The 7,117-nt window shown below is 32.8% G+C and carries 5 protein-coding genes; 4 read left to right on the top strand and 1 reads right to left on the bottom strand.

The window, feature by feature from the left end:
• Positions 1-550: 550 nt before the first annotated feature.
• Positions 551-1,567: an LLM class flavin-dependent oxidoreductase gene (locus B0A81_RS12805; RefSeq protein WP_089058407.1), complete on the bottom strand. Its 1,017-nt coding sequence runs from the start codon at positions 1,565-1,567 to the stop codon at positions 551-553.
• Positions 1,568-1,741: 174 nt separating this feature from the next.
• Between B0A81_RS12805 and B0A81_RS12810 the strand changes: the two genes are divergently transcribed.
• From B0A81_RS12810 to B0A81_RS12825, 4 genes are all read left to right on the top strand, one after another.
• Positions 1,742-2,257, top strand: a complete 516-nt coding sequence (locus tag B0A81_RS12810; RefSeq protein WP_089058408.1) for a DUF2975 domain-containing protein — start codon at positions 1,742-1,744, stop codon at positions 2,255-2,257.
• Positions 2,258-2,259: 2 nt separating this feature from the next.
• Positions 2,260-2,466, top strand: coding sequence for a helix-turn-helix domain-containing protein (locus B0A81_RS12815; protein WP_012024053.1), 207 nt, complete (start codon positions 2,260-2,262; stop codon positions 2,464-2,466).
• 117 nt (positions 2,467-2,583) lie between these two features.
• A complete protein-coding gene (locus tag B0A81_RS12820; RefSeq protein WP_089058409.1) occupies positions 2,584-3,468 on the top strand; it encodes an ABC transporter ATP-binding protein in 885 nt (294 codons plus the stop codon).
• 4 nt (positions 3,469-3,472) lie between these two features.
• Positions 3,473-7,012 (top strand): ABC transporter permease/M1 family aminopeptidase, encoded by a 3,540-nt coding sequence (locus tag B0A81_RS12825; protein ID WP_089058410.1) that lies wholly within the window; start codon positions 3,473-3,475, stop codon positions 7,010-7,012.
• Positions 7,013-7,117: the final 105 nt, after the last annotated feature.

Here is a 7,117-nt window from a genome sequence, read left to right on the forward strand (position 1 = left end):
AACGGATTCTTTACAAAACAACTTTCCTCAATCTATTGTAAGGGTTTTCTCCATTACAGTATCGTTTCTTTATTTTTTACACTTTTAAGCCCCCTGCTTTTGCAAAGTTTTCAGCGTTTTTCTTATTCTGTAGTGAAGAATCTAAGATTTTCAATCTCTTTTTAAAGCTTATTTGATCTTTAAAAGAACTTAATTCTTCTTTTCCTCCTTTAATACCTCATTCTCCAGCCCCGATAGAAGTGGAAATCCTTTTATTTTGAGGTTCAAAATAAAAGATTGAAACGAATAGCGGGAAAAAGCTGCCAAAAAATACAAAACCTAAATATCTTTTGACTTTGCTCCGCTAGACATTAGTACATATTAAAGTGTTGATTATTTTCCAAAGAAGACACACAACACGTCTTACTCACAACTTAGACGCACTACCGTGTGCCTCTACAGAAAATTAGGGCTTAACTATAATTCTATACCTATATAGGTATGTATAAAAAACAAACCGGACAGATTCAAAAAATTTGTCCGGTTATTATCACTATATATTATAGTATACTTATATATGTATACTTTCGTTAAGACTATCGATTGCTTCTTTGGTGATTTGAATACTTTTTAGTTTTGCCTGATGATCGAAGATTGGACTTGTTACCATCAGCTCATCAATTCTAGTATAGTCAATAAATTTTTTCAAATCGGTTTTTAATTCCTCTTTGTTTCCTGTGAAGGTTCCAGCTGTCATCTGATTGACATGAAAACGTTCTTGTTCGTTCATTATGTCATCTAATGAAGGAACTGGCGGTTGTAGACCTTTGCGATCGTTTCGAATTAAGTTGAGAAACATTTGATACAAACTTGTAGACAACAATTCTGCTTCTTCGTTTGTGTCTGCAGCAATGATATTAACACAAGCCATTGTTTTTGGTTTGTCTAAATATTCTGAAGCTTGGAAATTTTCGCGATAGAATTCAAAAGCCTGAATCATCAGTTTAGGCGCAAAGTGTCCAGCAAAAGCATAAGGCAATCCATAAGCCGCTGCTAAAGCCGCACTATCCATACTTGAACCTAAAATCCAAATTGGAACTTTTAAACCTTCAGCTGGAAACGCACGAACTTTTCCTGTTGCATTTTCACTCGAAAAATATTCTTGAAGTTTGCTTACGTTTTGTGGAAAACGCTGTGCTTGTTCAAAAAAGTCTTTTCTGATTGCTTCGGCAGTTGGTTGATCTGTTCCCGGCGCTCTTCCTAAACCTAAATCGATTCGGTTTGGATAAAGCGTCTCTAAGGTTCCAAATTGTTCCGCAACTACTAAAGGAGAATGGTTTGGCAACATGATACCGCCAGAACCTACTCGGATATTTTTTGTCTGACTTGCAACATAACCAATTAAAACAACTGTCGCAGTACTTGCAACGTGTGCCATGTTATGATGCTCTGCAAGCCAAAATCGTTTATATCCTAAATTGTCTGCTAATTGCGCTATGTCTTTTGTTTTTTGAAATGTTTCTGCAGCATTGCTATCTTGAGTTATGATAGCGAGCTCTAATAATGAGACTGAAATTGGGTTTTTCATATAAAAAAATGCTAGTCTACAAAATTAACTCATTTATACGGATGCCTTTTGTTTTCTAATGTTAATAGATTTATAATATTCTCTAAAATACACAAACAAGTAATTTTTAATAATTAATTATTGTTTTACGATAATTAATTATACATTTGCAATATCAATTTAACTTTTCAATATATGAAGACAACTCATATTGTATCTAAAATATTATTTTACTTTACCCGATTTCTGGCTGTTGTTTATTTCTTTCTAGCTTTCTATTCTGCTTTTACTTTGGTAACGGGATTATTTTTGACTTTTAAGGACAACGGAAAATACTTTCAGGTTTGTTATCCTTTTACTTCTCATCCTTTAATGCTTGGTGATTACAACTTGCCGTATATCTTGTTTGACTTTTTGGCGCCGTTAAGTTTGTACGGACTTTTCTTTTTATTGAGCAGTAATGTTTTTAAGGTATTTTTTCAACCTAAACTGTTTACTCAAAACGGAATTTCTCATTTAAGGCGTTTCTATTTATCAAACTTATTAATTCCGAGTATTGTAATATTTGTGGCTTTCTTTTTTGTTCCGCTGGATAACGAAGTTTCACTTTTTATTCTATTACACGGAATGCTTGGTGTTTTCGCTTACTTTTTAGCAGCCATTTTTAAACAAGGTTTAAACCTTCAGAACGAACAAGACTTATTTATATAACTATGCCAATAATTGTAAATGTTGATGTAATGCTTGCCAAACGCAAGATGCAGAGTAAAGAGTTGGCAGAAAAACTAGATATTACACCTGCCAATTTATCGATTCTAAAAACTGGAAAAGCAAAAGGAATTCGATTTGACACTCTCGAAGCTATTTGTAAAATACTAGATTGTCAGCCTGGTGATATTTTAGAATACGTGGCTGAATAGCTTTTTTTTAAATCTTATTTCTTACTCCTAACAAATCGGCTTTTGAAGCCGAAAGGTATTCTATTGCCTAATTTTTTCAAATCATAGCTTAATTCAATCATCAAAATCAATCAAAAAATGAACAGTTTATCAATCAAAAATCTCAGCAAAACGTATGAGAACGGCACAAAAGCGATTGACCAATTATCGCTTGAAATTACAAACGGAATGTTTGGTTTATTAGGTCCAAACGGCGCCGGAAAATCGACTTTAATGCGAACTATTGCTGCTTTGCAAGAACCAACTTCGGGAATTATTGAATTTAACGGAATTAATATTCTAGAAAATCCAATGTTCATCAGACAAAATCTGGGTTATCTGCCACAGGAATTTGGTGTTTATCCTAAAATTTCTGCTTATCGCCTGCTCGATCATTTGGCAGTTTTAAAAGGAATCGTTAATAAAAAAGAACGACACGATCAAATTTTGTATTTATTGCAGCAGACGAATTTACTACAGCATAAAGATAAAGCGGTTCATTCTTTTTCTGGCGGAATGCGTCAGCGCTTTGGGATTACTCAAGCTTTGTTGGGAAATCCGAAGATTATTATTGTAGATGAACCTACTGCAGGACTTGATCCTGAAGAAAGAAACCGATTTAATAATTTGCTGAGCGAAATTGGCGAAAGCATTATTGTGGTTTTATCGACTCATATTGTGGAAGACGTTCGTGATTTATGTCCAAAAATGGCAATTATCTCTAACGGAAAATTGATTTTGGAAGGAAAACCAAGTGAAGCGATCGATTCTATAAAAGATAAAATCTGGATGAAAGCGATTGAAAAAGCAGAATTGAAGGATCATCAATCGAACTATAACATCATTTCATCAAACCTAAATTCAGGCAAAATCAATATTCATGTTTTCTCAAATGAACGTCCAGATTCTGGTTTCGAATTGATCTCGCCGGATTTAAGCGATGTTTATTTTAGTGTTTTAGCTCAAAATCAACTTAAAAATTAGTGTTATGCTTTCAAAATTAATTCAATTTGAATGGCATAACAACACCAGAAGCTGGACTTTTTATGCCACATTTATCATTTATTTGGTTTTAGGATTTTTTGTGAGTGCTTTTGCGAATTTCTCGTTTTCGGGTGCTTACAAAAATAGTCCGTATGTATTGACTTATGCGATTGGACTGATTTCGCTAATGACGATATTTTCGATTACACTTCAAGCTGCGCAGAGTTTTTTAAAGGAATATGAAACAAAATTCGATTCGATCCTTTTCTCCTCGCCTATTTCAAAGTTTCATTATTTGGCGCCTAAATTTATTACTGCGTTTCTTATTGCTGTAGTTTCTTTTGGAATGTTTATTACTGGAATGATCGTTGGACATCAAATGTCTTGGCTTTCTAAAAGCGAAATTGGTCCTTTTGAAATCATAAATTACCTCTGGCCGTTTTTTGTAATCGTCATTCCAAACATTTTCCTATGTCTTTCGATATTGACGGCTCTCGCTTGGCTTACGCGAAGTAAACTTTTAATTTATGTTGGCGGGTTATTAATTTACATCTTATATATAGCAGGTTCGATTTTTTCGAATTCGCCTTTATTTGCAAATGCTTCTCCTTCTTCGGCGAAAGCCATGTCATTGGCAGCAAAAATAGATCCATTTGGTTTGGCTGCATTTCTAGAACAAACAAGATATTGGACTGCGATTGAAAAAAATACCGAACTGGTTTCGCTTTCTGGCAACTTTTTATTTAACCGATTATTGTGGATTTCAATTTCCCTGCTTTTACTTTTTGTTTCGTATCGATTATTTTCTTTCCGAAAAACGAAAACTAAAAAGATAAAAGCGTCTAAAATTATTTCAAAAGAAGTAAGAATCATTTCTTCGGAAATACCAAAAAACATCGAATTCAAAACTTTCAGACATAATTATGCCGTTTTTAAAAGCAATATTAAATTGGATATTTTTTTAGTTCTAAAGGGAATTCCGTTTTTATTGATTATTCTTTTATTTTCGGGATTATTGGTAATCGAAATTTCGGATGAAATTGATGGCGGAATCCGTTTAGCCGAAAAAATTACAGATACGGCTTTGATGATTTCTACCATAATGGATCGCCTGCCATTTATTTTGATTTTAATTCTACTTTTTTACAGCAGCGAATTATTAAACCGAAGCGAAAATTCAAGATTCGAAATGCTGGAAAATACTGCGCCATATTCTCAATTTGTAGTTTTATTGGCAAAATTGAGCGCGCTTTTTATAATTCCGTTAATCATTATCAGTATTAGTATTTTGATTGGATGCGGTTTTCAGATTGTGAATGCCAATGCTCCAATCGAAATTGGTCTTTATCTTTCTTTGTTTTATTATCTCGGGTTTCCGCTGCTTTTAATCTCCATTTTGGTAATTGCGATTCAGACTTTCATTAAGAATAAATATATCGGACTTTCTGTGGCTGCTTTTTTCTGTATTTTGCTTTGTACCGGAATTGGAGAACAATTAGGGATCTCCCATCCTTTACTTCGATTTGGAAATGCTTTTAAATCGGAATATTTTGATTTGAATGGTTTCGGAAAATACACTTATCCATTTCACATTTCGATGTTGTACAATTTCGGATTGGCTTTAGTACTTCTTACTTTGACAGGAATTTTATGGAAGAGAAATGCTTCAATCGTAAAAACCTTTCGAAGAAATTCCTGCAATGCTGTTCAAAAAACAACTTTCTTATTGGGAATTACTCTTTTTATTGGTTTTGGAAGTTATCTTTTTTATAAAACAAATATTGAATATCCATATTTGACCCAAAAAGATCAGAATAACTGGAGCGAAAAATACGAGAATCACTTTAAAAAATATAATAATCTGGCTCAGCCAACTATTGTTTCTGTAAAAAGTAATGTCGATTTATTTCCTGAAGAAAATCGTTATGAGGTAAAAGGCACTTATGAGTTGATTAATAATTCTGAAAAACCAATTGATAGTTTACTCCTATATATAGATCGAAACTCAAAACTAACTTCTGTTGAAATTCCGAATTCTAAAAATCTAGACGATGTTTCGGCATTTCATCATTATTGGTATCGCTTAGAAAAACCTTTGCAACCACAGCAGAAAATGAAAATGAATTTTTCCTTTGAATCTTCTTGGTCTCCATTTAAAGGACATACGGCTTTTAACTCTATAATCGAAAATGGTTCGTTTATGCGAATGAGTCGTTACTTTCCGCTTTTTGGTTATCAGGAATCGAATGAAATAAGCAGTAAAAAAGAACGGGCAAAAAGGCATTTAAAACCGCAGTCACCACTTAAAAAACTAGAAGACAAATCTGAAATTAAATATGGTTTCGTTGATTATGATGCTGTGGTTTCTACTTCTAAAAATCAAACGGCGATTGGTGTTGGAGATTTAATTGGAAAATGGAAAAAAGACAACCGCAATTATTTTCATTATAAATCGAATGGCAAAATTCCATTTCGATTTGCTTTTTCTTCTGCTGAATATAAAATTCAAAAAACGAATTATAAAGGTATTTCTATTGAAGTTTATTACGATAAAAGACATTCAAGAAATATCAAAAAATTAGTTCAGGATGTAAAAAACACTTTAGATTATTGTCAAAACAATTTTGGCAAATATCCGTATAAAGCGATTCGTTATGCCGAAGTTTCAGCTTTCGCCGACGGATTTGCTGCAACTTCCTATCCGTCAACTGTTTTTATGAAAGAGAATTTTGGGTTTTACAGCAACCTCAACAACAAGGATAAAGAAGATATCATTAATCAATTAACGGCTCATGAATTGTCGCATGAATGGTGGGGAAATGCGCAGATAAGTCCAGAACAAAAAGAAGGAAGCTGGATTTTGACCGAAACTTTGGCGCAATATACCGAGCTTATGCTTTATGAAAAAGAACATGGTTTGGAAAAAACACTTGGAACCTTAAAAATTCATCTCGATTTGTATTTAAGCAGCCGAAGTTATGATCCTGAAACACCTTTGTATAAAACAAATTATGAAACCCCGCATTTGCCTTATGATAAAGGTATGCTGGTGATGCATCAACTCCGAATGTTAATTGGTAAAGAAAAAGTAAATCTGGCTTTGAAAAATTTTCTGAATCATTATAAATATCCAAATCCATTTCCTGATTCTGAGGATTTATTAAAAGAGATTTATGCCGTAACAGATAAAAAACTTCATTATAAATTAGATGAAATGTTTAAGCAGATTATTACGTATTCATCCAAAATAGAATCTGTCACCAGTATTAAAAAGAATGGTTTTTATGAAGTTTCTTTTAAGGCTGTTTCTGAAAAATATAAAGAAAATGCAACTGGAGAACGAAAACTAATTGCGAATGATACTGCAATTGACATTGGAATTTATGATGAAACCGGAAAATTGTTTCGTTATCCTTTCTCTATAAAAAACAATAAAATAGAAGGAAAAATTAAACTAAAAACAAAACCTCAACGTATTGTTATTGATCTGTATTTAATGAATATTGACACTTTTATAAAAGACAACGAAAAGGAGATTGACTAGAAGTTTTTTCGTTTGGAATATTTTTTTTTAACACATAGAAACATAAATTTTGTTACTACTGAAAGGTGTTTTACTTGCATAAATACACATAGCTATGTGTTAGAA

The organism is Flavobacterium plurextorum, assembly GCF_002217395.1.
GTDB lineage: Bacteria > Bacteroidota > Bacteroidia > Flavobacteriales > Flavobacteriaceae > Flavobacterium > Flavobacterium plurextorum.